Raw genomic sequence first — 23,534 nt, 5'->3', positions numbered from 1 at the left:
TGGAGAGATTCTCCACGGGGTAACGCCTCCGTCTGGTACTGAAAGTAAAACCTTTCAAGATCTTCACTGCTATACATAATTCTATAAATTTGGTTGGCAGCGAAGTTACCCATTTCAATCAATAGCCATTTTTTGACTACTTACAGAAATATCTTGCTAAAAAATCATCTGGTGTCATAACCGGAAGTTTAGACAAGGAAAAGTCTTTAACATTTCGGGTAACAATGACACTTACGTTTTCTTTTATAGCTGAACAATACTGCAACGCATCCTCAAAATCATCAAAACCGGAAGACAGCGCATTGTCAACAGTTTGTTCATCAGCTAAAGTTACATGCGAAAGTTTACGCAAATTAGATAAGAGTATACGTAATTCTTCAATAGGATGTTTTCGAAGGACATAAGCTGCTGTGGCATAAGTCAAAGGAGAGATATATAAAGACAATTCCCTTTTATAGGCCAACGTAAACAATTTTACAGCAGCAGGATAGAACCTTTCACGCTTATCCAGCAAATCTATTACAACATTTGTATCAAGAAATGCCCTTTTCATTGATGCTTCTGTTCTAAATGGCCATAATAGGCTTTCCGTCCGTTGATGTCGTCATCATCTACCTGAGCCCCAGCTCCTAACAGACTCAATACAATATCCGGAATTTCTTCCGTCTCTTCTCTTGAAGAGGTGAGACGCGAAAGAAAATCTTCAATAATGGAAGAAAGGCTTTTCCCTTCTGCTGTAGCGTATGCTTGCGCCTTGTCTACCAATTCCTTGTTCAGTCTGATTGCTGTCGTTGCCATAGCTTTATCCCTTTTCTGCAAAAATAAAAATTATTTTTGTTATAAGCAAGGAGTATGTTTCAAAATCAGTCTCTTCCAAACAAATCCCTCGTATGGCAAATCCCTCGTATAAACCTTTTCCTGTACATCATCCAGACAAGCGTCATAGCGGTTGGCGATAATCGCCTGGCTCTGCGCCTTGAAAACATCCAGGTCATTCACCACCTTGCTGCCGAAAAACGTACTGCCATTCTCCAGCGTAGGCTCGTAGATTATCACTTCCGCACCTTTGGCTTTCACCCGTTTCATTACACCTTGGATGCTTGACTGACGGAAGTTGTCCGAGTTTGATTTCATTGTCAAGCGGTAAACACCGATGACGCACTTTTTTCTTCTGATGGATTGAAATCGCCACGGTTATAATAATTATAGTAACCAGCTTTGTGAAGTACACGGTCAGCAATAAAATCTTTTCTTGTTCGGTTGCTTTCCACGATAGCTTGAATCAGGTTTTCGGGCACATCGGCATAGTTGGCAAGTAGCTGTTTCGTGTCCTTAGGAAGACAATAACCACCATAACCGAAATTCGGATTGTTGTAATGAGTGCCGATTCGTGGGTCAAGACAAACACCGTTGATTATAGCCTGTGTATTGAGTCCTTTCATTTCTGCGTAGGTATCCAGTTCGTTGAAATAGCTTACACGCAAGGCAAGATAGGTATTGGCAAAAAGTTTCACCGCTTCGGCTTCCGTTGTACCCATGAACAAGGTGTCAATGTTTTCCTTTATTGCTCCTTCCTGCAATAATTCCGCGAATGTGTGGGCTGCTTCATCCAGCCGCTTATCCCCTTCGGGTCTGCCTACGATGATGCGGCTGGGATAGAGGTTGTCATACAATGCCTTGCTTTCGCGCAGGAATTCGGGTGAAAAAATGATGTTGTCGCACTGCATTTTCTTGCGGATGCTTTCGGTATAGCCTACGGGAATGGTGCTCTTAATCACCATGATGGTGTGCGGATTGACACTCTTTACCAGTTCAATGACTTCTTCTACATGGCTGGTATCGAAATAATTCTTTACCGGTTCGTAATTAGTAGGTGCTGCAATCACCACAAAATCTGCATCACTGTATGCCTTTGCTCCGTCCAATGTTGCGGTCAGGTTCAAATCTTTCCCGGCAAGATACTTTTCAATGTATTCGTCCTGGATGGGTGACTTGCGTTGGTTGATCAAGTCTACCTTTTCGGGTATCACGTCTACAGCCGTTACCTGATGGTGTTGTGCCAAGAGCGTGGCAATGGAAAGTCCTACGTAACCTGTTCCGGCTACGGCTATTTTTATATTCTTCATATCGGTAAGTTTATGTTGTTCTATTGTGGTTGTAGGCAATCGCTCATGCTTTTTAGGGATATATACTGCATCGGCAGTTGCAGTATATATTCATCGGCAGTTGCAGTATATATTCATCGGCAGTTGCAGTATATATTCATCGGCAGTTGCAGTATATATTCATCAGCAGTTGCAGTATATATTCATCAGCAGTTGCAGTATATATTCATCAGCAGTTGCAGTATATATTCATTTTTCGTGGATACTATCCTGTATGGTCTGTTCTGCCTGCCGCGCGTTCGGGGCGATGAGGTTCTTGCCGCCGTTGATGATGCAGGCAGACTTGGAGTCTTCCTACCCGTGTAGCTTGTCTGGCTCATCGTGATACTCCTTGAGCATTATCCGACGGTTTCAGCCATTCCAGGAAATCGAAGATGTTGGGTTCGTCCAGGTAGATGCCCATGCCGGCATAGCTGGCTTCATCAGGGTCTTCCGGGATGGTATACAGGCCTTCGTAAAGGCTGATCCGTCTGCCGAACGGTGTGGTGAAGTAGACCTACCTTGCTGCCTCATGCTCCTTTTTAAAGATGTCGCTCCAGATGGCCTCCCCGTTCCAGCCAGCTGCGGCGTCATCCGTAAGCCGGACAGCAGGGCCGCTGATGTATGCCTTGTCCTTATAAAAGACGAGCTGGGCGGCGAGACAGCCGGTCCGGACATCCTCTGGGACAGGGCTACGGGACGTTACGTCCTTGAACAGCCTGCCGTCCCTGTGGCGCAAAGTGAATGTACGTCCGTCTTTTACGCCAATGACCGTATAGGTATCCAGCCGTTCGGAACGGACGGTATCGAGAAGGCCTGCCGCTTCCTGCAGCGGGAGCCTTTCCCACTCCTCCATTAAAGGAGCCGTCAGACGGCACTGCCTTGCCAAAGTAGCCGGCAGGGAATTGCCGTGTTTGTCCTGCCAGTTGAAGGCAAGGTCCGCCCATAACATCTGCCGGGCTGCCTGCTTTTCTCCGGCGATCCGCAGGAACATCGGCTTGCGGCAGCGCAAGTCCGGATAGACATGCCGCAGGACCCTGTCTTCCCGTGCAAAATAGGTCAGCACATCGCTCAGACGCTGGAAGTCGCATGACAGCACGCTTTCCGTTATCCATTGCCTGAGGGCGCTGCAGGGGGCATCCGCCACAGCCTGTGACACAAGGTCGTGGACCTGTGAGGTGGCATTGGCACTCATGCCGGATCCGTCGCACCACCGGAACACCACATTGCCCAGGCTGCGGTACATGTCTTCGTAAACGCCGTCAAGCCCGATGGCGACGGTATTTTCCGTATAAAGCAGCAGGGAAAGGATAAGCCGCCCATCGAATGCCCGTGCATCCTGTTCCGCCAGATGGTGCAGCCTGACATAGATCCCATAAAAGAAAGCCACGTCGCCGTCCACGTTCATGGACGGATGGTGAAGGCGTTTCCATCGGGACTTGAACTGGTCTATCGTATGCATTTTATTTCAGGTGACAAGTTAACGGGTTGACAAGTTGACGAGGTTTTAGATGCCATTAGTGTAATCAGAACCTTGTTGCCTTGTCAACTGATACCTTGTCAACTATAAAAACAGGATGTATTCCGGCTGTACCTCAACTGAAGCGGTCAGGAGGTTGGGGAGTCCGACGAACAGACGCCTGATGCGTGAACCCTGCAGTTTTTGCAGATATCCTTCATAACCGTCCAGGAAACCGCCGATAATACGTACTTTCCTGCCTATCATGTCGGAGGATATTTCATCCGGCGTGTAATAACGTGGACTCTCGGAGGACTCTACGGCGTGGATGAAACGCTGCATGTCGGCATCCCTTACCGTCATGGGGATCCTGTAGCCGCCACGCACATAGCGGTACTGGATAGTGTTGTACGATTCAACGACTGAGTCGATGGAATGCCGGGTGTCATGCACGAAAAGCAGGTCCTGCATGAAAGGGACTTTCTCACGGCACCGTTTGCCATGCCTTACCGAAAGTTTCCACACCATCGGTGTAAAAGCCTCTATCCCCAGCTCCTCGAACAGCCTGTATGCCGGTAGCCTGGCGTTGCATCTTTTAAGGTCGCGCATGACGAACCATTTCAAACGGTCGTGTTCATCGGGCAAAGCGGCGTCTGCCGCCGGGATACCGTCCTGTATGTTAGGGTAAGATTCATTCATGGTTCAGGCAGGGACATTTCTTCTAATCCTGCAAGCTATTGTAAAATACTCAATAATAAGCAGTTATACGCGCCGGACTGTTGGCTTCTCTTTATTTTCATAAGATTGTTCCAGCTCCGTCACTGCTCCCAACAACGCCTGCATCGGTGTTGGTTTCCATGACGGATTCCATCCGTCTCATAATAGGAGATGTTCATTTTTCCCCTGGTTGAATTGTTATATATTATGCGTGATACAGATTTGTGCATTTCTCACCACTGACACAGGTACACAGAGTCTTTTAACTTTTTCCTCTGTGGTACTCTGTGGCCTCTGTGGTGAATAGTTATGTTTCATTAAAATACATAGTCTATACCGCATATAGTATAAACTATTATCCGTGCTAATCTGGGTTAATCCGCGTTTCAAAACAAATTCTGAATGGATAAAAAACAAGGAAGGTGTGCCGAAAAGTTAGTTTTCATTTCGGCACACCTTCCTTGTTTGAATGGGGTAGTTGTCGTTAGAAGTATAAATAACGCTGGTCGGTTACTTTACCTTTTTCACGCAGTTCGGAGATGCATTGATTTGCATAGGCTGAACTCATGGATGAGAGTGCAGATTCTTCTTTTTTAGCATCAAATTCTTCGCTGCCTTTGTTTTTGGCGTATACTTGAATCATATAGACACCTGCGTTGCCTTTGATAGGTGCCGATACCTTTTCTACGTCGGTTTTCGAAGCGTAAGCACTGATGGCAGGTTCGCTGGCATGTGTAACAGAAATGTATGCCGGGGCATTGAACGTTACGTGTTTTACGCTGTCGCTTACGGCATCTTTCATTTCTTTTATTTGTGCCAGGCTGTTGAAGTCCTTCATTTGTCCCATCAATTGTTCGGCTTTCTTGTTGCGGATGATTTCGTTACGCAGCATGTTTGCCACTTTGTTGATGTTGACGTAACCTTTTTTGTTGATGGCTTCTACGCCTACCATAATCATGTGGTCATTGTCTCCACATTCGTAAAGCGGAGAAACTTCGCCAGCTTTAGCGTTGAAAATCCATCTCAAGGCTTCCTGGGTAGAGTGGATGTTGCCTACGTAGTGTGCATCGCTGGTGAAATCGGAACGTGGAATTACTGTGTAACCGGCTTCTTCTGCGTTCTTTTTCATGTCTTCCAGCGTTGTGTTCTGTGCTACGAACTGGCTGAATTTGTTATAAGCATCATTGTATGTTTCTTTGCTGAATTCAACCGGGCATTTGATAACGGCTACATCATATTTCGGTTTCATAGCCTTTTTGTTCATTACCTGAAGAATCAGGTTGGCTTGTCCTACTTTCAGGTTCTTCAGTTCGTTTACCGGCTGGTTGATAAGTGTCTGGATGTACTTCAAGTTGTCAGCATCCAATGCAGCACCTTCCCAGCTCATGGCATTCACCCATGTAGCTTCGCCTGTCTGTCCGTATGCTTTTGCCACTTCTGCAAAGTCGGCACCTCCCTTGATAGCATTGAAAATGCTGTCTGCCAGTTCGGTACGTCTTGCTTCTGTGTCTGCCATTACCTGAATCTGACGGAATTGGATAGAGTCGGGAGCCGTAGTCTTGGCAAGAATCTTGAACGTGTTGTACGAGTCATCGCCCGCATTGTAATAAGGACCGTATACCTCGTTGACTGACGCAGAGTCAAGACGGGCTGCTACATCTTGTGGCAGTGAAGTCTTGTTGATGGCTACGCCTGTATAGTTGACGGTAGAACCGGTAGAGCGGACAAATGAAGCATAGTCTGTCGTGGTTTTGTCCAGTTGGTCTGTAAATTCGGTTACTTCCTTCAATACGGCACCGCGGTCTTCGGCAGAAGGTACTACATGTACATCGATGTACTGGATGTCACGGGTCTCGACCGGTTGTTTGTAAGATTCTTTCCGTTCGTTGTATAAGTTCTTGATTTCTTCATCGGATACGGTGATGGTAGAATCGCTGATGCTGGCATAAGGAACCCCAGCCAGAAGCAGGTCGCTTTGTTCGGTGCGTCCCTTGAAAGCATCTTCTGCTGCCACCGGGTTCGAAATCAAGGATTTTGCAATCAGATTCTGGTATTTGGATGCCAGCAAAGATTGTCTCAATGTCTTTTCTACAAATGTCCAGAAGTTACCCAGTTTTTGGTAATACTCTACATATTGTGCAGGCATTTGTGATGAGCCCAGGTTGGCATATTCTACCAGAAATTTTTTCAGCATATCCTTGTCGAATGCTCCTGTCTGTGGGTTACGGAACGGAGTCTGCATCAGCAGCGGGTTCGTACCTTCGTCGATGACTGCCTGAAGTTCTTTATCGGTAACAGTCAGTCCCAGTTTCTCTGCTTCTCCTGCTATCAGCTGGTTGGTGACATAAGTGTTCCATACCTGGTCTTTGACGTTTGTCAGCTGGTCTTCGTTCAACGAGTTCAGCCCGTTGGTCAGCTTGATGACTTCGCTGAATTCATCTACCATTTTTTGATACTCTTGTGCGGAGAGTTTTTCTCCATTGACTTCTCCGACGTCTTGTCTTCCCTGATGCGGCTGGAGAACTTTCCATGCATCACCCGCAATGAAAGCGAATAAGGCAAGACCGATTACGATGACCAAAAGTGGTCCTTTGCTTCTAATTGATTGTAAAGTTGCCATTTAAAGTTATTATTTTGTTTATTGTTTTTCCTTTTAGCGCACGAAGATACAAAAAATGTACGTAGCAGTGTCGTTTTTCCTCAAAAAAATGATGTTTTCCTTATGTTTGAGGCATAACTTTCAGTTTGACCAGCTCTATTTTCGTAGCTGTGACCTTGATTATCTTGAAATGAAATTGATTGATGTTTACTATTTCATGAGGTTTGGGAAAGCTTTGGAATTCGTGGAGAATCAGCCCTCCGATGGTTTGGTATTCGTCGCTTTCGGGCAGGTTGAGTCCGAATTCCTCGTTTGCCTTTTCAATTTCAAGCCGTCCGGAGAAAATGTATTCGTTGTCACCGATGGCTTTGGCTATGGTAGATTTGGTATCATGTTCATCTTCAATGTCACCCAGGATTTCTTCTACCAGATCTTCCATGGATACAATACCCGATGTACCTCCGAACTCATCGACTACTACGGCAAGTGACCGTTTTTGCTGCATCAACAGTTTCATCAGTTTATGGGTACTCATCGATTCGGGTACGATAGGGATGCGGCGTATGTTTTTGTGCCAGTCGGTGAGAGGCTTGAACATTTCAGAGGAATGGATATAGCCTACGATATTGTCAATGCTTTCTTTATAGACGATGATTTTACTGATGCCATGCTCGATAAATGTTTCTTTTAGTTTTTCGAGCGGAGTATCGAGTTCTACAGCTATGATTTCGGTACGGGGAATCATGCAGTCGCGTACCTTGATATTCGTAAAGTCGAGGGCATTGCGGAACAGTTCGATTTCGGTGTTGATGTTCTCCGGGTCATTCGTGTCTTTCAAGCTGTTTTCAATAAATGTGTCGAGGTCGACTTTGGTGAATGCCTTTTCTTTTACTTTTTTATCGACTTTATGTCCGGATATGCGTAAAATGCCGGTGGAGAGTGATGCCACAAGCCAGCTGATGGGATACAGGATTATATAGAAGATGAAGGCGGGTACGGCAAAAAGTCGCAACATGTGTCCTGGAAACATCTTGAACAATGTTTTGGGGATAAATTCGATGGTGAGAATCATGATTGCCGTAGAGGTCAGGATTTCGATGATTATTATCCAGGCAGCAGGCAGGGATGTACGGGGGAATGCATATTGCCCGAACAATTGTGTCATCCCGATGCAGAACATTACCAACGAGAGGTTGTTTCCTACCAGCATGGTAGACACGAAGTGATTGGCATCGTGGTAAAATTTGGAAAGAATCTGTGCCGACAAGCTATTGTCTTTCCTCATCTCGAAGCGTAACTTGCTGGAGGAGAGGAAAGCTATTTCCGTCCCTGCGAAAAAGACGGAAAGTGTCATGCATATGATTAGGTTAATGATAAGGCTCGTCATGTCACTTAATTGGTTTTCGGTTGTTGGACGGTATCTGCCGGTGCTGTATCTTCTACGGTAAAGATACCGGTATTATTGAATATTTGGTATTCGGTCATTTGCTGATTCGATTCGAATCCGTATCCGGTTAGTATTTTGTCGGGCTGTTCGATCCGGATATAGCGGTCGGAATAGATTCGTTCTTTGCCTTGGTCCCAATACATCAGTTGGGTGTCGAATTTGTCGCCCCGTTGGCTACGTATATGTACATTGCCGCGAAGTTCCCATAATTTCTTGGGTTCGTAATAAAAAGCCGTATCTGCTTTGATGCTGGCGTCTATGTGGAACAGGGTATCGAACTTTTCCAGGTAAATGCCTTTCTGGAATGCCCAATACGGGGTGTCTATCCGGCTGTAAACAAGCCATTCGGCTGTAATGATTTTATAGCGTATCATTCCAGAGTCGGAGATGTAGGTAGTTACTCCGGTGGTGCGCATGTCTGGGATGGAGTCTCCTTTTCCTACAGCTTCTGCCAGATTTTCTTTTTTCCCGCATGAAGGCAGTAAGACAGCCATTAAAATTGCCCATGCGGCAATCGTCAGGCACAGCGGTATCATGTATTTCTTTTGGTTCGGTTTATGTTGTATCATGTCGGTTTATCTTAAGATTATGGTTTCGTTTATCCATCCGCCCAAAATGACGGCGTTGCCTTTCTTCAGTCCCAAGCCGGCAAGTGCTTTTTCGGTAGGGATATGTTTCTGGTAGGTATTGATGAGCTGGGTTGCTTCATCGGCTGTGCTTGTATCGACTGATTGGGCTTTTTGCAGCTTGTCGATTACGGCAAAGTAAGTGCATTGGTTCAGGGTGGCTTCTTTGCACCAGTTGGGGTTCGAAGCATACATTTGCGCAATCAATATGTACGGTTTACCTTCGTCTTTATCAAGGGATATGGATTTGAGTGCATATTGTTTTGCCCGTTTCCATTGTTTGTCTTGAAACAAGACTCTTGCCGCACGATAGCAATATTCGGCTTTGTCCGCAGGATTGGGGGCCAGCATTGCCGCCTCGTCAAAGTAGGTTATGCTTTCTTCTATTTTGCCCCTTTGATAGCATAAGCGTCCACATTCTGCTGCAAGTCCAGCTGTAGGCGTTAAGGTATAGGCGGCTTCTGAAGCCGTCAGATATACTTCTTCACCCGTGCACTTCAGTTGTCTCAGGGTAGAAAGAACCAGATTGATATATGCCAGGTCGGTTCTATGCTGTTCTATTTTGGGGGCATATAGTTTTTGTAAGTCCTCACAGGTTACACATCTGCTCTCGATAAAGCGGGTGTCTATGTAGTCTTTTGTTATTGACCATAGATGTTGCTTCTGTGGGTCGTTTATGGTGTTTTCCAGCCGGAAGCGGATGTAGCGGGATGCCTTCAGGTAGTCTTGGATAAACTGTTCGATGTGTCCGGCATTTGTTTTCAACTTTTGCAGCGACAGGTCCATGAGGTCTTCCAGCATATAATAAGTGGACTTCTCTTTTTCCATGCCGATGGCTTCTTGTTCTTTTCTGTATGCCTTGTCTATATTGATGTCGGTACCCGAGAACATGACATAGTCGTGTATCTTCATCCCCAAGACGAATCCGGGGGTAACCGGTGTATGGGTCAATGTGTTCAATGAATCCAAATATTGTATGTGCTGGTCATGTATATTCATCAATTCTGTCAAGTAATCCTCTTCCTTTGTTTCGTTATCCGAATCGGCAATCAGTGCACGCAGGATTTGGGTGCCATCGGTGTAGATATTGGGAGATGCCCAGGGGGCTTCGGTAAATACCGATTTCCATGGGCTGTAGGCTTGGGCAAAATCATTTTTTTGCAGATAAGTTTTATACAGGGCAATATGCTGTATGCACCGGACACTATCTTCACCGTGTCCGAAGCGTGAACCATCTTCTATTCCTTTTTGTGCATTGGCTGAAAGGGAACAGAGGAGCCATATTACCAATAAACCTGCATACTTCATGGCATTGCGGATAACCGCTTCCTTAGTTGACTTTCCATTTCATGAACCAGCGTTCGTTGAAGGTCAGACCCAACTTGATGACAAAGCGGTTCTCTGATAATACATTGGCAACTGAAGGCTGCACGCGTACATATTCTCCTGTCAGGCTTAAGATAGTCCTGTATTGAAATACATTGAGAGGGAATCCGAATCCGGCACTGACACTATATTCGGAAGGACCTTCGAATTGGGGAAGCTTCAGGTAAGGAGTGGCATAGTTGAAGCCTACGCGGTAACGTACCCGTGCCAAGTAGTTTCTTCCGATGGGGTTGGGCAGGTATTCGGCTCCTATCGCGATTTTGCTGCGGTCTTTATACATATCGGTCTGGTTGTTGTATTTTACCGAACCCCATTTTTGCAGGGTATAGTCGGCACCGATGGTCAGCCTGTTTTTATGCATATATGCCACACCGGCACCGAATGTGTGCGGAATGCCATACGAATCGTATATGTTCGTTTCGTTTGTTGTAGAATAATTCGAATTGTCGGTAACTTGAATGCCTCGCGTGTCGGTCGAGTTCAGGGTATGTCCCAGTTCGTACACCAAGCCCAGTGTCAGGTTGTCAGTCTTGTTGATCTTCTGGGTGTATTGCAAGCCAAAATTGGCCACATAGCTTTTTACCCTGACTTCGTTGTAGACAATGGTCTGGTCGCTGGTAGTGTTGAATCCTACACTGGACTGGTAATTGAGCGAGCCGTACATGTATCCGGCACTTGCTCCGATAGAAAGGTTATCCAGTATCTTGAATCCCAGCCCTGCGGTAATCTGTTGCAGACCTCCGTCGCCATAAAATGTATTGGTAGCCGTATAGCTTTCGCTTCCTTCTACAGGGGTAGTGGTCGAAAAGTTATATCCTACGTTCGAAAACGGAGTGAATCCGACGGCAATACCCAAGCGCTTGTGCAGGCGGAACTGCATGGCGATATAGTCAAAGCTGGAGTTCTTGGCATTGGAACTGATGCCGTTTTCCTTGTAGTTCGAACTTTTCAGGCTCATTCCCATATCGAACATGAACGAAAGAGAGTCGACCGAAGATATGGATGCCGGATTGGTCAGGTTGATGTGTTCGCTGTAACGCAGGCCGTAACCGATGCCTCCCATGGCTGCATTGTTGGCAAAACCGCGGTCGGACAAGTCGCCCAGACCATATCGTGTATAAGGAGAGTTCGTGCTTGACTGGGCAGAGGTCGTCAACCAGCTTCCTATCATCAAGACGCTGAGTAGAAGTGCTTTATTTCTTAACATTATAATTCAATATTCTGTTTAAACCTTTCAATACTAAAAATCTGTCTGCAAAGATGATACTTTTTAAGTTTGTATCAAAAGAAAATTTATCTCCTCCGGTTAAAAAAACCAAAAGGTCAGGGTATTTTTTTTGCATCAGACGGATATAGCCCATGATTTCGAACTCGATGCCTTTGATGACACCTGCGCGGATTGCGGTTTCGGTACTGTAGCCGAACTCGGGCAGGTCGCCTCCTTTTTCTATCAGAGGAAGCTTGTCGCAACAAGCGTTCAAGGCTTTGAAGCGGGTATAGATGCCTGGCGAGATGTTTCCTCCCCAGTAGCATCCTTGTGCATCGATGAACTCATAGGTGAGTGCCGTACCCGCATCGACGACCAGCAGGTTCTTGTCCGGACATAGGTAATTGGCTCCTACTACTGCTGCCAGCCGGTCCATGCCCAATGTTTTCGGGGTTTTATACATATTCCGGATGGGTACAGGAGTTTCGTACGTCAATTCCAGAATGGGCAGGTCTATCTTCTTCAGCTGCCTGCGTATCGTATTGCTGAGCGAGATGACAGATGCAATGATGATGTGTCCGATGGGGTATTTGTGGCATAGCATGGGAAGATAGTCCAGCGAATGGTTTGACCCGCGGAGCACTTCTACCATCTCTTCTTTGTCGAATACGGCAAGTTTGGCAACAGTGTTGCCTATGTCGATAACTAAGTTCACTTCTTTTCGTTTTTTGCGGTGCAAAGTAAATTAAAAAATGAATAGGTCACGCAATAAAACTCATAATTTCTTTCGAACATCTGAATTATTCCTTGTATTTTTGCACCCGGATTGAGACAGAAACGAATATAGAATGAAGAGGAAACTCATATACTTGCTCTTGGCGTTGCTTATAGTCGGGTTTGCCCGCGCAGCCAGCTTCAAGTCGGACAGCATACGGTTCAGCTTGCTTACCTGTGCGCCGGGAAGCGAAATTTATGCGCACTTCGGGCATACGGCTATCCGGTACGAGAACTACACGAGGGAGATTGACCTGGTGTTCAATTACGGGATGTTCAATTTCCGTGAGCCGCATTTCGTGTGGCGTTTCGTGAAAGGAGAGACCGATTATCAGCTGGGTATTACACCTTATATATATTTTAGGGCTGAATATGCCATGCGTGGCTCTTCGGTGTATCAGCAAGTGCTGAACCTGACACAGGAGGAAAAGTTGAGGCTTCTGGGATTGCTCGAAGAGAATTACCGTCCTGAGAATCGGGTGTACCGGTATAATTATTTTTATGATAACTGTACCACCCGTGCCCGCGACCAGATAGAGAAAGCTATCGAAGGAAAAGTGGTGTATGCCGATTCCATCGGCGGAAAGACATTCCGTAGCATCATTCACGAGTTTACCTCCGAAGCTCTGTGGGACGAATTCGGTATCGACCTTTGTCTGGGTGTGGAGGCGGACCGGGAGATAGGAAAACGCCTGCAGATGTTTGCTCCTTTCTATATGTTGCATTATGCGGATAGTGCTTATATTGTGTCGTCCGCCGGAGTGAAGCGTCCGTTGGTGTCCGAAAAGACAACTATCGTCAATGTCGATCCTGAACCAGTGGAACCAGGTTTTCCTTTATCTCCGGTGGCGTGTGGTATCTTGTTCCTCATTGTTTGCATCGTGATGGGATGGGTACAATGGAAGCATCGGTGTGTGTGGTGGGGATGGGACGTAGTGTTGCTCTTGCTGCAGGGGCTGGCAGGGTGTATCGTCGCTTTCCTGTTTTTCTTCTCTACCCACCCCACGGTAGGCTCGAACTGGTTGCTCTGGTTGTTCAATCCGGTGCCGTTGTTCTACCTTCCATTCCTCGTTTTTCATGAGAAAAAAGGGCTGAAAGACCCTTATCATGTCATAAATATCGTGTATTTAACATTATTTATGGTGATTATCCCGATTTGTGGGCAAGAATTTAATTTAACAGTATTACCTTTGGCACTCGGTTTGCTGGTGAACTCCGTGAGCCGTATATTAGTTTGGAACAAAAAGTAATGAAAGAACGCATACTGACATCTTTAATCACCGTGATTGTACTGACCGGGCTGCAGGCACAGACCGCGTCACCCGTACCCCGTCTGGTAGTTGGCCTTACCATCGACCAGCTCCGTTCGGATTACATCGAGGCATTCTCTGCCTTGTATGGCGAGAAAGGCTTCAAACGGCTGATGAAAGAAGGGCGGGTGTATTGTAATGCGGAATACGACTTTATCAATATCGACCGCTCGTCGGCAGTGGCATCGGTTTACACGGGCACTACACCTTATTATAATGGCATTGTGGGCAACCGCTGGATGGACCGTAATACACTCCGGATGGTAAAGTGTGTAGACGATCCTGCCTATATGGGCATTTATACCTCCGAAAGCACTTCGCCCCAGCACTTGTTGGTATCTACCTTGTCGGATGAGCTGATGGTGGCATCGAACGGGGCTGCCGAAGTATATTCTATTGCTCCTACACGTGAAATGGCGATTCTTTCCGCCGGACATGCAGCAAAGTGTGCGCTTTGGCTGAATGATGAAACAGGTAAGTGGTGTGGTTCTACTTACTATGGTACGTTTCCCGACTGGGTGACTACCTATAATGACCAGGAAGGGCTTGATTTCCGTATCGGTAGTTTGACATGGGGACCTTATTTGCCAGTCACTTCGTACCGTTATGTGACATCTACCGCCAAGCAACTGACTTTCAAACACGATTTTTCGGATGAGCGGTTGGAAAAATACAGGAAGTTCAAGACCAGTCCGTATGTGAATGATGAGGTGAACCGTTTGGTAGATGCATGTCTGCTTCATACTCAGGTGGGAAAAGACAATATTCCCGACCTGCTCACCCTTTCGTATTATGCGGGCAACTATGCGCACAAGCCGAATACGGAATATGCAATGGAAATTCAGGATATGTATGTGCGCCTGGATCATTCCATCGGCGAATTGCTGGAGCTGATAGACCGCAGGGTAGGGCTTGCCAACACGCTGTTCTTCATAACTTCGACGGGGTATGCGGATTCGGAACCTAAAGACCCTGAGCAATATCGTATCCCCAGCGGTGAATTTCACATCGAGCGTTGTGCCGCTTTGCTGAACATGTATTTGATGGCGATATACGGTCCCGGGCAATACGTGGAGACGTATTACGACCGTCAAATCTACTTGAATCATAAACTGATAGAAGACCGCAAGCTGAACCTGACGGAGATACTGAACTGTGCTTCTGATTTTATTGTGCAGATGAGTGGCGTGCGTACGGCATATTCTTCACAACGCCTGTTGTTGGGAGCATGGACTCCGCGTATCGATAAAATCCGCAATACATTCAATCCGAATTGTTCGGGAGATATTTACGTGGAGGTGATGCCCGGCTGGTCGGTTATCGATGAGGTTTCACATTCTACTCATGTAGTGCGGGATACGTATGCATCGGTTCCGCTTATTTTCATTGGTAACAACATCAAGCCGGAAATTCTGTATACTCCGGTAAAAGTAGCTACAATAGCTCCTACGGTAGCTCACTTCATGCGCATTCGGGCGCCTAATGCTGCGATGTCAGCCCCTCTTACAGGCATTCGCAAGTAATTTTGTATCAAGAAGCTTTTCGGATACATGGCGAATTGCTTATCTTTGCAACCGAATTAACAAAATCATTTTTAATAGAAATAATAAAAACAACAACATAAAATGGGATTTAATGAATTTATAAGTAAGATTTTCGGAAACAAGGCTACTCGTGACATGAAAGAGATTCAGCCGTGGGTAAACAAGGTAAAGGAAGTATATCCGGAAATCCAGAAGTTGACGAACGATGAGTTGCGTGCCAAGACAGAAGAATTGAAAAAGTATATCAAGGATTCTGCAATTGCAGAGACTCAGAAGATTGCAGACTTGAAAGCAACTATCGAAGCAACAGACATCGAAAAACGTGAGCCGATTTTCAATCAGATAGACAAGCTGGAGAAAGAGGTGCTCGACAAATACGAAAAGGCATTGAATGATGTGTTGCCTACAGCTTTTGCGATTGTAAAAGATACGGCACGTCGTTTCGCCGAGAATGAAGAAATCGAGGTCACAGCTACCGAAATGGACCGCAATCTGGCTGCACAAGGACGTGATTTCGTACGGATAGAAGGTGAAAAGGCTGTCTGGAAGAATCATTGGATAGCTGGTGGTAATGAGATTACCTGGAATATGGTGCATTATGATGTACAGCTTTTCGGTGGTGTGGTATTGCATCAAGGCAAGATTGCCGAAATGGCAACAGGTGAAGGTAAGACTCTGGTGGCTACGCTTCCGGTATTCCTCAATGCTTTGACCGGAAACGGTGTGCATGTCGTAACCGTAAATGATTACTTGGCTAAGCGTGACTCGGAATGGATGGGGCCGCTTTATATGTTCCATGGTTTGAGCGTGGATTGCATTGACAAGCATCAGCCCAACTCGGAAGCCCGCCGCCGTGCTTATATGGCAGATATTACATTTGGTACCAATAACGAATTCGGCTTCGATTATTTGCGTGACAATATGGCAGTAAGCCCCAAAGACTTGGTACAGCGTCAGCATAATTATGCCATTGTCGATGAGGTCGACTCGGTCTTGATTGACGATGCACGTACGCCGCTGATTATTTCCGGTCCGGTGCCCAAAGGTGACGAGCAATTGTTCGAAGTGCTTCGCCCGTTGGTGGAAAGACTGGTAGAAGCACAGCGTAAACTGGCTACTCAGTATCTGGCAGATGCCAAGCGTCTGATAGCTTCGGACAAGAAAGAAGACCAGGAAGCTGGTTTCCTTGCCTTGTTCCGTAGTCATAAGGCGTTGCCGAAGAACAAGCCACTTATTAAGTTCTTGAGCGAACCGGGTATCAAGGCGGGCATGCTGAAGACCGAAGAAATCTATATGGAGCAGAACAACAAGCGTATGCCCGAGGCGGTAGAACCTTTGTATTTCGTAATTGACGAAAAACTGAAGAGCGTAGACCTGACCGATAAGGGTATCGACTTGATTACCGGAAAATCTCAAGATCCTACATTGTTTGTGTTGCCCGATATTGCAGCCCAACTTTCGGAACTGGAAAATGCTCCCGGATTGAGCGATGAAGAAAAGCTTGCCAAAAAAGATGAATTCATGACGAACTATGCCATCAAGGCAGAACGTGTACATACCATCAACCAGTTGCTGAAGGCATACACGATGTTCGAAAAAGATACCGATTACGTAGTCATGGACGGTCAGGTGAAGATTGTCGACGAACAGACCGGCCGTATTATGGAAGGACGTCGCTGGAGCGATGGCTTGCATCAGGCTGTAGAAGCCAAAGAAGGAGTGAAGGTGGAAGCTGCTACCCAGACTTTTGCAACGATTACACTCCAGAATTATTTCCGTATGTATCACAAGCTGGCAGGTATGACCGGTACAGCAGAAACCGAAGCGGGTGAATTCTGGGACATCTACAAACTGGATGTGGTAGTAATCCCGACCAACCGTCCGATTGCCCGTATTGATATGAATGACCGGGTGTATAAGACCAAGCGTGAAAAGTACAAGGCTGTTATCGAAGAAATCGAGAAGATGGTGCAGGCAGGCCGTCCGGTATTGGTAGGTACTACTTCGGTCGAAATCTCGGAAATGCTGAGCAAGATGCTTACCCTTCGTAAGATTCCTCACAACGTATTGAATGCGAAATTGCATCAGAAGGAAGCGGAAATTGTTGCAAAGGCAGGACAGAGCAGTACGGTGACCATTGCCACCAATATGGCAGGACGTGGTACCGATATCAAGCTGAGTCCGGAAGTGAAGGCGGCAGGCGGTTTGGCTATCATTGGTACAGAACGTCATGAATCACGTCGTGTAGACCGTCAGTTGCGTGGTCGTGCCGGACGTCAGGGAGACCCGGGTTCTTCTGTATTCTTCGTATCGTTGGAAGACGACCTGATGCGTCTGTTTGCTTCCGACCGTCTGGCTCATTGGATGGATAAGATGGGCTTTAAAGAAGGCGAGATGATAGAGCATAGCATGATATCGAAATCTATCGAACGTGCCCAGAAGAAGGTAGAAGAGAATAACTTCGGTATCCGTAAGCGTTTGTTGGAATACGATGATGTAATGAACAAGCAGCGTACCGTGGTTTATACGAAACGCCGTCACGCTTTGATGGGCGAACGTATCGGTATGGATATCGCAGATATGATTTGGGATCGTTGCTACAATGCAGTAACTCAGCCGGCCTACGAAGATGCCAAGATGGAAATTCTTCAGACACTGGCAATGGAAACTCCGTTTACCAGCGATGATTTCCGCAACAAGGGCAAAGACGAACTTGCCGAACAGACTTTCCAAAGTGCGATGGACCTGTTCCGGCGCAAGACCGAACGTATGGCACAGATTGCCAATCCGGTAATCAAACAAGTGTATGAGAACCAGGGACAGGTTTATCAGAACATTTTGATTCCGATAACCGACGGTAAGCGTATGTATAACATTTCGGTGAATCTGAAAGAAGCTTACGAAACCGAAGGAAAGGCTATTGTCAAGGCTTTCGAAAAAGCGATATTATTACACGTGATTGATGATGCCTGGAAAGAGAATCTCCGTGAACTGGACGAATTGAAACATTCGGTACAGAATGCAAGCTATGAGCAAAAAGATCCGTTGTTGATTTTCAAACTCGAATCAGTCAATTTGTTTGATGCTATGGTGAACAAAATCAATAACAATACCATATCTGTATTGATGCGCGGACAGATTCCAGTACAAGAACCTCAGCAAGTGCGTCAGGCTGCTCCCGAACCTCAGCAACCCCGTCAGCAATACCGTGAGGAAAAGCAGGACTTGAATGATCCCGACCAACAGGAAGCTGCTGGAAAAGATACACGTGATGCTAAAAAAGAACCTTATCGTGCCGAAAAGACGGTAGGACGCAATGACCCTTGCCCTTGTGGAAGTGGTTTGAAATATAAGAACTGCCACGGACGGAACTTGTAAGTATTTCTATTGACATAATAACTTAAACATGCATTGCCGTAAAGATACGAAAGAGGATTGTTCCTCTTCGCATCTTTGCGGCAATGTTTTTTTAAAGGTCTGGCGGTTGTGTGTAGGTTTGTTGGGAAAATAGACACCTGTGGACCACTTGTACGGGTACTTGTGTGGTTTTGTGTTCAAAAATCCCTTTTTTCTTGTTGGGGCGAATGATAATTTTCTTTAAGTTTGCACATCATTATCATTTGATACCGTGAAGACATGAAAAGGATAGTATTGTTACTTGTGGGTTGGCTGGGAATATGCACTGCAGTTTTAGGGGGAGTTGATGTACGTTCGGAGCGATTGACCGTTGCTGAAGGTCTGGCGAATAATTCAGTACGTTGTATTTATCAGGATGGGAAAGGATTTATCTGGTTTGGTACGCTTGACGGACTTAACCGGTATGACGGTTTGTCTTTTCTGACATTCTTGCCTGAAAAGGAGATGAAGATTTCGCTTGCCGACCATCGTGTATACCGTTTGGCTGAAGATAAAAACGGCTTCTTATGGATACGTCATACCAACTCGTTATATAGTTGTTACGATTTGCGCAAAGGACAGGTAGTTGATTTTACCGGGTGTGGAGAATATTTGGATTCATACAGTTCTATTTATATTCCAGAGAAAGCAGACGAAGATGTTTGGCTATGGGGCACTCAGGACGGATGCCGTAGGGTTGTCTGTAAAGGAGGGGCATTGACTTCAGAATCTTTTAAGAAAGGTAAAGGTTTGGCATCGGATGATGTGAATCAGATTTACCCGGATGGAAAGGGAGGTGTATGGATTGCTACTGCTCACGGTTTATACCATTGGCTGGACGGAAAATTGCTGACTATCGATTCTCGTTTGAATATCCGGTATATTTACCGGTATGAGGGAAAGGCATACTTTTTTGCTTCCGATGGTTCTATGTATGGGACAGATGCGGCAGGACAGATAAAACAGCTGGATCAGCTTGCCGTACATAAGTCTCTTCGTTTCAATGGTCAGGTATATTACCGTGATGAGTGGATGATTTATACATCGGCTGGTAATTTTTGTTTTAATTTCCGTCAAGGATGTTACGTAAAACCCAATCCCATGTTGGATATACGCAATGTGCAGATTCAGCAAGATAACAAGCATGATTTCTGGATTTATAACAATTCCGGGAAATTGCGCTATCTGCAGGTAGAAAGTGGGAAAGTATTGGAATTCCAGCTTATGACGAAAGAGGATTTGGATTACATTGATGAGGAACGTTATTCGATTGTACATGATTCGCGTGGCCTTTTATGGATTGCTACATACGGGAATGGTTTGTATGTATATGATTTGCAGCATGATGAGATGCAACATTTTACAACAGGTGAAAAGGATAACGGAGTCATAAGTTCTGATTATCTGCTATGTCTGATGGAAGACCGGTTGGGTAACATGTGGGTCAGTTCGGAGTTTACCGGGGTGGATAAATTGAACATAGTCAATACAGATGTAGCCAGGGTATATCCCAATGGAGAAGAGAAAATAAACCGTTCCAATGCTGTACGGTTTGTTTCTTGTCTCGATGGTTCCGATATCTATTTGGCAACACGTACAGGAGATGTGGTCGTTTATGATACTTTGCTGGCAGTAAAGAATGTATTGAAAGCCAATACCAATGTATATGCCATAGCCGAAGACAGGGAGGGCACGAAATGGTATGGCACGCGTGGAAAGGGAATCATTGTCGGTGAAGAGCGTTATATGCACCAACGGGACGATTCGACTTCACTCTCTTCCAATCAGATTTATAACTTGATGTGCGACAGTCGTGGAAGGATGTGGGTCGCTACTTTTGGAGGAGGATTGAATCTTGCTGTACGTAAAGAGGGGAAATACCAATTTCGCCGTTTTTTCCAGTCGGAGGCACAAAACCGGGTACGTATTTTGTGTGAAGACCGTGGAGGATGGATATGGATGGGGACAGACAAGGGTATCTATGTATTTCAGCCAGACGAGCTGATACGTAATCCGAATGCTTATTATCATTATGCATTGGAGAATGGCAGTCTGTACAGTAATGAGATACGGAGCATTGTTCTTGATTCGGAAGGATATGTCTGGATAGCTGAGACAGGAGCCGGATTTTCATATTGTGCGCCGGGTCAGGATTATGCCCGTTTGAAATTTGTGCATTGTGGAGTGACCGATGGTCTGGTAAACAATATGGTGCAGGATTTCGTAGAAGACCAGCAAGGCAATATGTGGATTTCTACAGAATACGGCATTTCCTGTTTCGACCGGCAGACGGGGATTTTTGAAAATCATTTCTTTTCTTCGAATGTATTGGGGAATATCTATTGTGAGAATTGCGGTATCCGTTTGCCTGACGGGCGGCTTGCTTTCGGCACGAACTATGGATTGAGTGTCATCAATCCGATATTGGTGTCTGAAGCCGGAAATGAAAGTGTCGTGACATTTACCGATTTGAAACTGAACGGAGTATCCGTACGTCCCGGTGATGATTCCTCTCCGCTGGAATTGGCTTTGCCTTATCTGTCCGAAATCAGGTTGGATTATAATCAGAATTCTTTTGTTGTCAATTTTTCTACCTTGGATTATGTACGGCCGGGCATACAAAAGTTCTGCTATATGTTGGAAGGATATGAAAAGGAATGGAGTATTCCTTCGCCATTAAATTTCGCAGCATATAAAAACCTTCGTCCCGGAACATATCGTTTGCATGTCAAGGCTAGCAATTCGCTGGGAGTGTGGAATGAAAAAGAATCGGTATTGAAGATTGTTGTAGTTCCTCCGTTTTGGCGTACAATATGGGCATACCTGATTTATATCCTTCTGTTGGGAGGGGCGTTGTATTTGACATATCGCATTTTGGCAAGGATGAATGCCTTGCGTAATCAGATTAAGGTGGAAGAGCAGCTGACAGAATACAAGCTGGTGTTCTTTACCAATATATCGCACGAGTTTCGTACACCGCTTACACTGATACAAAATGCGTTGGAGAAAATACATCTGTCTGGGAAGCTTCCCAAGGAGATAGCTTCTTCGGTACGGGTTATGGACAAGAGTACGATGCGTCTGTTACGGCTTATCAACCAACTCTTGGAGTTCCGGCGGATGCAGAACAACAAGCTCACTCTTTCATTGGAAAAAATAGATGTCATGGATTTCTTGCACGACTTGACTTTGAATTTTAAGGAAATGGCAGAATCCAAACGCATGAGATTCTGTTTCGAACCTTCGACGGACCATTATAATATGTATGTCGACAAGGAGAAGCTGGACAAAGTAGTTTATAATCTGTTGTCTAATGCCTTCAAATATACTCCTTCCGGTGGGACAATTATCCTGACGGCAAAGGTAGATGAGGCTGGCAACCGATTTATAGTCCAGGTGTCAGATACCGGAGTGGGTATACCGAAAGAAAAGCGTGAAGAACTGTTCAAACGTTTTGCCAAGAATCGTATCTCTGGAAGCAGTATGGGAATCGGTCTGCATCTGACTCATGAATTGGTCGTTGTTCACAAAGGGACAATCACTTATCGGGAGAATGCAGGGGGAAAGGGTTCGGTTTTCATCGTTTCTTTGCCATCGGATGCATCGGCATACGATGAAAAAGATTTCTTGATTCCTGATAACGTGATTTTGCGGGAAGAAGAAAAGACGGAGAAACAGCAGACGGAATTATTCTTGGAAAATGTTTCCGATGCATCAAAAGAAGGCTGCGGGGAAAAGGATGTCGAGATACCTGTTCCGCTGAATAAGCGTAAAGTACTGATTATCGAAGACGATACCGATGTGCGTGAATATTTGAAACGGGAGTTGAGTACTTATTTTGAAGTGGATGCTGAAGAAGATGGCATATCGGGGCTGAAGAAAGCTTTAGAATATGATGCAGACCTGATTATCAGTGATGTGATGATGCCTGGCTATTCTGGTTTCGAAGTGACAAGACGGTTGAAAGACAATTTCGAAACCAGTCATATACCCGTTATTTTGCTGACAGCATTAGGTACCGATGATAAGCATGTAGAAGGTATCGATTGTGGGGCAGATGCTTATATTACAAAACCATTTAGTCTGAAACTGCTGTTGGTAAGAGCCTTCCGTCTTATCGAACAGCGCGACAAGTTGCGCAAAAAGTTCTCGAACGACCCGACGATGCTTGGTTCGGCACTTTGCCGTACCGATAAAGACAAATTGTTTACCGAGCGTCTGACATTGATTGTAGAAAAACACATGGAGAACCCTCAACTGTCGGTAGACGACCTGGCGACAATGATGGGGGTAGGACGGTCGGTTTTCTACCGGAAAGTACGTGGCATAACCGGCTATTCGCCTAATGAATACTTGCGTGTCATGCGTATGAAGAAAGCGGCCGATTTGCTGGCACAGTCCGATGAGTTTACCATTGCCGAAGTGGCTCGTCAGGTAGGCATAAACGACCCGTTCTATTTCAGTAAATGCTTTAAGACCCAATTTGGTGTCACTCCTTCTGCTTATCAGAAGAGTGGGGGAGTGCTTCCGGGTAATGGTGATGCTGACAGAGAAGAAAATGCCTCCAAATAGGTTCATCAAATGTTGTTTTAAACGAAATACATTCTATGGTGGTTTTTATGTATGGAACTGCCATAGAATATAACGGTGTGCAATTGTGCTTTTTAATGGAATACACACAGTTGGTGTTACTCCTCTGTTTCCTGTGTCACACAGGATTGCCAATCCGCTTCTTCAATTACGCTGGCTTCCACATCCGGCATGACAAGCAAGCTTTGTTCTATCCGCCATATAGCTGCATTGCCTGTAAGATTATTATAGTCAAAAGTAAGTGAAATGCGAATAATTCGTTTAAAAGTTGTATCTTTACGGCATGGAAATGCAGTTGTCGACATCAGAAATAGAAAATTTACGTAAACTTCAAC

15 protein-coding genes and 1 pseudogene are annotated in these 23,534 nt (G+C 45.5%); 4 read left to right on the top strand and 12 right to left on the bottom strand.

From position 1 onward, the window contains the following. Nucleotides 1–136 precede the first annotated feature (136 nt). The 11 genes and pseudogenes from B5F78_RS11160 to B5F78_RS11110 form a co-directional block, all read right to left on the bottom strand. On the bottom strand, nucleotides 137–553 hold the full coding sequence (locus B5F78_RS11160; protein WP_087406727.1) for a type II toxin-antitoxin system VapC family toxin: 417 nt from the start codon (nucleotides 551–553) through the stop codon (nucleotides 137–139). After that, nucleotides 550–798 (bottom strand): DUF6364 family protein, encoded by a 249-nt coding sequence (locus tag B5F78_RS11155; protein ID WP_087213529.1) that lies wholly within the window; start codon nucleotides 796–798, stop codon nucleotides 550–552. Before B5F78_RS11155 ends, B5F78_RS11160 begins: the two co-directional genes overlap by 4 nt. Nucleotides 799–837: 39 nt before the next feature. Beyond that, nucleotides 838–2,126: pseudogene (locus B5F78_RS11150) on the bottom strand (nucleotide sugar dehydrogenase). Nucleotides 2,127–2,661: 535 nt separating this feature from the next. After that, nucleotides 2,662–3,606 carry a hypothetical protein gene (locus B5F78_RS11145; protein ID WP_239473445.1) on the bottom strand — a complete coding sequence of 315 codons (945 nt, stop codon included), beginning with the start codon at nucleotides 3,604–3,606 and terminating at the stop codon, nucleotides 2,662–2,664. A 102-nt stretch (nucleotides 3,607–3,708) separates the two neighbouring features. After that, complete coding sequence (locus tag B5F78_RS11140) at nucleotides 3,709–4,212, bottom strand: UpxY family transcription antiterminator (RefSeq protein WP_239473446.1); 504 nt, start codon at nucleotides 4,210–4,212, stop codon at nucleotides 3,709–3,711. Between the two features lie 592 nt (nucleotides 4,213–4,804). Continuing rightward, nucleotides 4,805–6,940 (bottom strand): peptidylprolyl isomerase, encoded by a 2,136-nt coding sequence (locus B5F78_RS11135; protein WP_087406725.1) that lies wholly within the window; start codon nucleotides 6,938–6,940, stop codon nucleotides 4,805–4,807. A gap of 100 nt (nucleotides 6,941–7,040) precedes the next feature. Then, the gene (locus B5F78_RS11130) at nucleotides 7,041–8,306 is read right to left on the bottom strand and encodes a hemolysin family protein (protein ID WP_087406724.1); all 1,266 of its coding nucleotides are present in this window, start codon (nucleotides 8,304–8,306) and stop codon (nucleotides 7,041–7,043) included. Between the two features lie 5 nt (nucleotides 8,307–8,311). After that, complete coding sequence (lptC, locus tag B5F78_RS11125) at nucleotides 8,312–8,935, bottom strand: LPS export ABC transporter periplasmic protein LptC (protein ID WP_087406723.1); 624 nt, start codon at nucleotides 8,933–8,935, stop codon at nucleotides 8,312–8,314. Between the two features lie 6 nt (nucleotides 8,936–8,941). Beyond that, nucleotides 8,942–10,300, bottom strand: coding sequence for a tetratricopeptide repeat protein (locus tag B5F78_RS11120; protein ID WP_087406722.1), 1,359 nt, complete (start codon nucleotides 10,298–10,300; stop codon nucleotides 8,942–8,944). Between the two features lie 22 nt (nucleotides 10,301–10,322). After that, a complete protein-coding gene (locus tag B5F78_RS11115; protein ID WP_087406721.1) occupies nucleotides 10,323–11,585 on the bottom strand; it encodes an OmpP1/FadL family transporter in 1,263 nt (420 codons plus the stop codon). Beyond that, nucleotides 11,572–12,300 (bottom strand): type III pantothenate kinase, encoded by a 729-nt coding sequence (locus tag B5F78_RS11110; protein WP_022039037.1) that lies wholly within the window; start codon nucleotides 12,298–12,300, stop codon nucleotides 11,572–11,574. Before B5F78_RS11110 ends, B5F78_RS11115 begins: the two co-directional genes overlap by 14 nt. Nucleotides 12,301–12,433: 133 nt before the next feature. On the opposite strand from B5F78_RS11110, the gene lnb reads away from it, so the two are divergent. The 4 genes from lnb (at nucleotide 12,434) to B5F78_RS11090 (ending at nucleotide 23,181) form a co-directional block, all read left to right on the top strand. Then, on the top strand, nucleotides 12,434–13,609 hold the full coding sequence (gene lnb / locus B5F78_RS11105; RefSeq protein ID WP_087406720.1) for a lipoprotein N-acyltransferase Lnb: 1,176 nt from the start codon (nucleotides 12,434–12,436) through the stop codon (nucleotides 13,607–13,609). Then, nucleotides 13,609–15,192, top strand: coding sequence for an alkaline phosphatase family protein (locus B5F78_RS11100; RefSeq protein WP_022039035.1), 1,584 nt, complete (start codon nucleotides 13,609–13,611; stop codon nucleotides 15,190–15,192). The genes lnb and B5F78_RS11100 overlap by 1 nt, the downstream gene beginning before the upstream one ends. A 102-nt stretch (nucleotides 15,193–15,294) precedes the next feature. Then, nucleotides 15,295–18,591, top strand: a complete 3,297-nt coding sequence (secA, locus tag B5F78_RS11095; RefSeq protein WP_087406719.1) for a preprotein translocase subunit SecA — start codon at nucleotides 15,295–15,297, stop codon at nucleotides 18,589–18,591. 258 nt (nucleotides 18,592–18,849) lie between these two features. Further along, entirely contained in the window at nucleotides 18,850–23,181 is a 4,332-nt protein-coding gene (locus B5F78_RS11090; RefSeq protein WP_087406718.1) for a hybrid sensor histidine kinase/response regulator transcription factor, read from the top strand. A gap of 116 nt (nucleotides 23,182–23,297) precedes the next feature. Here B5F78_RS11090 and B5F78_RS17625 read toward each other — a convergent pair. Then, nucleotides 23,298–23,534, bottom strand: a 237-nt coding sequence (locus B5F78_RS17625; protein ID WP_206421946.1) for a hypothetical protein, incomplete at its 5' end; no start/stop codon positions are given.

It is taken from the genome of Bacteroides sp. An279 (assembly GCF_002159615.1).
Lineage (GTDB): Bacteria > Bacteroidota > Bacteroidia > Bacteroidales > Bacteroidaceae > Phocaeicola > Phocaeicola intestinalis.
The sequence above is the reverse complement of the archived record's forward strand: the minus strand, read 5'-3'. Positions and strand labels throughout refer to the sequence as shown.

What these genes read in the sequence shown, in the direction of transcription:
- lptC (WP_087406723.1), bottom strand. Translation starts at nt 8,935, where the DNA reads ATGATACAACATAAACCGAACCAAAAGAAATACATGATACCGCTGTGC.
- B5F78_RS11100 (WP_022039035.1), top strand. Translation starts at nt 13,609, where the DNA reads ATGAAAGAACGCATACTGACATCTTTAATCACCGTGATTGTACTGACC.
- lnb (WP_087406720.1), top strand. Translation starts at nt 12,434, where the DNA reads ATGAAGAGGAAACTCATATACTTGCTCTTGGCGTTGCTTATAGTCGGG.
- B5F78_RS11160 (WP_087406727.1), bottom strand. Translation starts at nt 553, where the DNA reads ATGAAAAGGGCATTTCTTGATACAAATGTTGTAATAGATTTGCTGGAT.
- B5F78_RS11090 (WP_087406718.1), top strand. Translation starts at nt 18,850, where the DNA reads ATGAAAAGGATAGTATTGTTACTTGTGGGTTGGCTGGGAATATGCACT.
- B5F78_RS11120 (WP_087406722.1), bottom strand. Translation starts at nt 10,300, where the DNA reads ATGAAGTATGCAGGTTTATTGGTAATATGGCTCCTCTGTTCCCTTTCA.
- B5F78_RS11140 (WP_239473446.1), bottom strand. Translation starts at nt 4,212, where the DNA reads ATGCGCGACCTTAAAAGATGCAACGCCAGGCTACCGGCATACAGGCTG.
- B5F78_RS11155 (WP_087213529.1), bottom strand. Translation starts at nt 798, where the DNA reads ATGGCAACGACAGCAATCAGACTGAACAAGGAATTGGTAGACAAGGCG.
- secA (WP_087406719.1), top strand. Translation starts at nt 15,295, where the DNA reads ATGGGATTTAATGAATTTATAAGTAAGATTTTCGGAAACAAGGCTACT.
- B5F78_RS11145 (WP_239473445.1), bottom strand. Translation starts at nt 3,606, where the DNA reads ATGCATACGATAGACCAGTTCAAGTCCCGATGGAAACGCCTTCACCAT.
- B5F78_RS11115 (WP_087406721.1), bottom strand. Translation starts at nt 11,585, where the DNA reads ATGTTAAGAAATAAAGCACTTCTACTCAGCGTCTTGATGATAGGAAGC.
- B5F78_RS11130 (WP_087406724.1), bottom strand. Translation starts at nt 8,306, where the DNA reads ATGACGAGCCTTATCATTAACCTAATCATATGCATGACACTTTCCGTC.
- B5F78_RS11135 (WP_087406725.1), bottom strand. Translation starts at nt 6,940, where the DNA reads ATGGCAACTTTACAATCAATTAGAAGCAAAGGACCACTTTTGGTCATC.